The following is a 3,727-nucleotide window of genomic DNA, read 5'->3' as shown; positions in this document are numbered from 1 at the left end:
CCCTCCCAGGAGGGGAAGAGGGAATAGCGATGCGCTGCATTCAGTGCGTACGCTCTTGTAGGGTGGGCAAATGGACATGATATTTGATCTAATTGCCTTTCTCTCATAATTTGCCCACCCTACCCTACGGAATGGGTACGCTCTCATTATTTGCCCACCCTACGCTACCTACCCTACCTAAAATTTCAATCTTCTGGCTCTACACCCATTGCTCGCAATTGAGCTGCTAGACGTTCAGCACGTTGATGTTCTCGTTCAGCTCGTTGACGTTCTTGTTCAACTAGCTGTCTTTCTTTCTCAACCGGTGTAGGAATCCAATTTTCGGCTGCATCGTACCAACGCAACCAAAGTCGGTTTAACTCTTGATAGTCTCCTGACCACAATCCTAAACCTAATTCTATTTCTGGAAGCCAGAATTTGTCACCGTTGAGAATCACTTCCCGATAGCTGCTGCGCACTAACTCAAACAAGCGCAGTTTATTGCTATTACCATTGAAGACTACGTAATAGGGAATCCGTAGCATCCGTTCGTAAACTTCCCATTTAGTTGGGGGTTGGTTGGCTTGTGGCGTAACTTCTCCTAAGTCTTCTTTCTGTGTACTCGGAGAAAGTAATTCGATGGCAATAAAAGGAGTTACTCCTTCCTGCCAGATCACGTAACTCAACCGGGATTCTCTTTGTTCGTACAAACGATCCACTCCCAAGACAGCAAACCAATCGGGACGCTTATACCAAGTAGGATGTTTGAGATTGTAGTAAATATTCAGATCGCTAGCAACAAGAATTTGGTTTCTAGGATAATTGGGAGGGAAAAACGTTTTCTCCAGTAAGTCTGCTTGCCAAATATGGTATTGATCTGGCAATCCTGAATCCTCCTTTTCTTCGCTAGGTAGATCATACATTGTGGGTAGGATTTCTTTCGGGGGTCGGGGTGGATCTGTTTGTTGATACATAAGCAAAGGGAGTAGGGAGTAGGGAGTAGGGAATAGGGAATAGGGAATAGGGAATAGGGAATAGGGAGTCGGGAGTAAAATTCCCACAATTCCTACACGAATTGCTATAACTTCGATTTTAGATTTTATATTGATGATTGGGTCTACGTTGGTGCGCCCCTACTCGTGGATTCGCGCTAACCCTTGGTTTTGCCAAAGTGCGATCGCTCAACTCAGGTGGGCAAATTGACATGATCACTGATCCAATTGCCAAACTCTCATTATTTGCCGACCCTACTCTACCAGCAGATTAAAGCAATAGCTGAGCCAGTATAGCTTTTTTTTATCCTAATGAGGTACACATGATTTTTTCTGTCTTCCCTCTTATGACTCTACTGCTCCCTGCTCCGAAGTCCCTGCTCCCTGTTTCCTGTTCCCTGTTCCCTGTTCCCTGTTCCCTGTTCCCTTTAAAGTGCGATCGCGTAGCGTGGCCTACGGCCAATCGCTCTTTTCTGGTGGGCAAATGGAGATAATAACTGATCAAATTGCCAAACTCTCATAATTTGCCCACCCTACCCTACTCTCTATATGCCCTTATACTGGCAGATTAAAGCAATAGCTGAGCCAGTATAGTTTTTTTTGTCTAATGAGGTACACATGATTTTTTCTATTTCTATATTACCTCTTATTACTCTAATGCTCCGAAGTCCCTGCTCCCTATTCCCTATTCCCTGTTCCCTTGCTATAATCCATGATTAACCAAACCCAAGTATTCCCTCCCAACCCCCAATTTCAGCAACTCTTTCTGCTGTTACAGCGCTTAGACGGACTGCTAGAACAAGCTTTAGCCGCTGCCCAAGTTACCTATGGTTCCATGGCTGCAACTAATCCCTATCGGGGGATGCAAGTTGACCAGGAAGAAGTGGAACAGTTGCTGACTCGGCCACCAGGAACACCAGTATTGCAGGTAGATACAGAAACATCACAGGAGTTACCCTCTGATGCTATTCTGGAAGGCTCAGCTCTAGCATGGCTGCAAGAAACGTTTGCCCTCTCTGCTTTCGATGTCGATATTATTGCGATCGCACTCGCCCCCGAACTAGACCGACGCTATGAACGAATCTACACCTATCTCCAAGACGATATCCGGTGTAAACGACCCACTGTGGATCTCGTCCTGAATCTGCTCTGTCCAACTGGGGAAGCGAAACTAGCGCGGCGTAGTCACTTTACCCCGGAAGCTCCTCTCCTAGGTCATAGTCTACTACACCTGGTCTCGGACCCTAATCAGCTCCAGCCTACTCTGCTGGCTCACAATCTTAAACTGGATGGGCTAGTCCTGGCTCTGCTGTTGGGAGAAAAAGGATTAGATCAGCGACTGAAACCCTTCTGTAGGTTAATTGAGCCGACGATTTCCCTGGAAGAACTACCGTTACATCAGGAAGTAAAGCAGGCTTTATTAACACTGGTTGTGGAAGATTGGCAAGCAAACAAACCCCTGGCACTGTATTTTGAGGGTGCAGATACTAGTGGTAAACACCGTGCCGCCCAAGCCCTGGCCAGGGCTGTGGAAGCACCGTTGCTAACCGTAAATTTAACTCGGATTGTAGAAGCCAAAGCTGAGTTGGAGCTAACCCTGAAACTAGCTTATCGTCAAGGCTGGTTTCAGAAGGCTTTGCTTTACCTAGAAGGACTAGAAGCTCTACAACCAACTATAGAAAGTTCCGAGAATTCGAGTCAATATCTATCTCTGCTAAGAATCATAGCAGACCATCAAGGAATTACCATCCTCGCTGGTGAAAAACCCTGGAAGCCAGAGAAAACGATGGCAATCGGAATGGTTACTGTTCCTTTTCCCATCCCTGAGTTTACTGTTCGTCGCTGGTGCTGGCAGAATCAACTAACCGCAGCTGGTATTTCCCTAGACGGATCAGAGCTAAATGCTTTATGCGATCGCTTCCGCCTCAATTCCGAGCAAATTACCGATGCCGTGATCGATGCCTGTAATCGAGCCCGTTGGCGCATTGCCCAAAACACTCCCCACACTCCCCACACTCCCCACACTCCCCACCCCCCACACTCCTTTCAAAAACCCACCTTGCCCGAACTATTTGCAGCAGCCCGTGCCCAATCTGGTCATGAACTAGGTTCCTTGGCACGTCAGATTCAGCCTAAGTACAGCTGGGATGATATTGTCCTGCCAGCTAATCAAAAGACCCAGTTGCTCGAAATTTGTAATCAAGCCAAATATCGACAGCTAGTGTGGGAAGAGTGGGACTTCCAGAGCAAGCTTTCCCTGGGCAGAGGACTGAATGTAATGTTTTCTGGCCCACCAGGGACTGGTAAAACCATGGCAGCGGAAATTATTGCCCACGAATTACAGCTTGACCTCTATAAGATTGACCTGTCCCAAGTGGTCAGTAAGTATATCGGGGAGACGGAAAAAAACCTCAATCGCATCTTTACAGCTGCTGCCAATGCCAACGCCATTCTCCTGTTTGATGAGGCAGATTCGCTTTTTGGCAAGCGCTCGGAAATTAGCAGTGCCCATGACCGCTACGCCAATATTGAGGTTGGCTATCTCTTGCAAAAGATGGAGGAGTACGAAGGAGTGGCGATTTTGACCACCAACCTACGGACTAATATGGACGATGCCTTTGTCCGGCGATTACGTTTTATTATTGAGTTTCCTTTTCCTAATCTCAAAGACCGCCGCCGGATCTGGGAGCAAATCTGGCCTAGTCGTGTACCTCGCTCTGAGGAACTGGATTTAGATTTTATCGCCCGTCACTGCG

The 3,727-nt window shown here is 47.2% G+C and carries 2 protein-coding genes; one reads left to right on the top strand and one right to left on the bottom strand.

Annotated elements, in window-relative coordinates:
• Positions 1-185: 185 nt before the first annotated feature.
• A complete protein-coding gene (locus F6K38_RS37150) occupies positions 186-953 on the bottom strand; it encodes a Uma2 family endonuclease (RefSeq protein WP_071107889.1) in 768 nt (255 codons plus the stop codon).
• Between the two features lie 730 nt (positions 954-1,683).
• On the opposite strand from F6K38_RS37150, the gene F6K38_RS37145 reads away from it, so the two are divergent.
• Positions 1,684-3,727, top strand: a 2,044-nt coding sequence (locus F6K38_RS37145; RefSeq protein WP_287360016.1) for an ATP-binding protein, incomplete at its 3' end; no start/stop codon positions are given.

Source organism: Moorena sp. SIO3B2, assembly GCF_010692525.1.
Taxonomy (GTDB): domain Bacteria; phylum Cyanobacteriota; class Cyanobacteriia; order Cyanobacteriales; family Coleofasciculaceae; genus Moorena; species Moorena producens.
The sequence above is the reverse complement of the archived record's forward strand: the minus strand, read 5'-3'. Positions and strand labels throughout refer to the sequence as shown.

Bases quoted from the DNA above. Each gene is read 5' to 3' on its own strand.
- F6K38_RS37150 (WP_071107889.1), bottom strand. From the start codon at position 953: ATGTATCAACAAACAGATCCACCCCGACCCCCGAAAGAAATCCTACCC.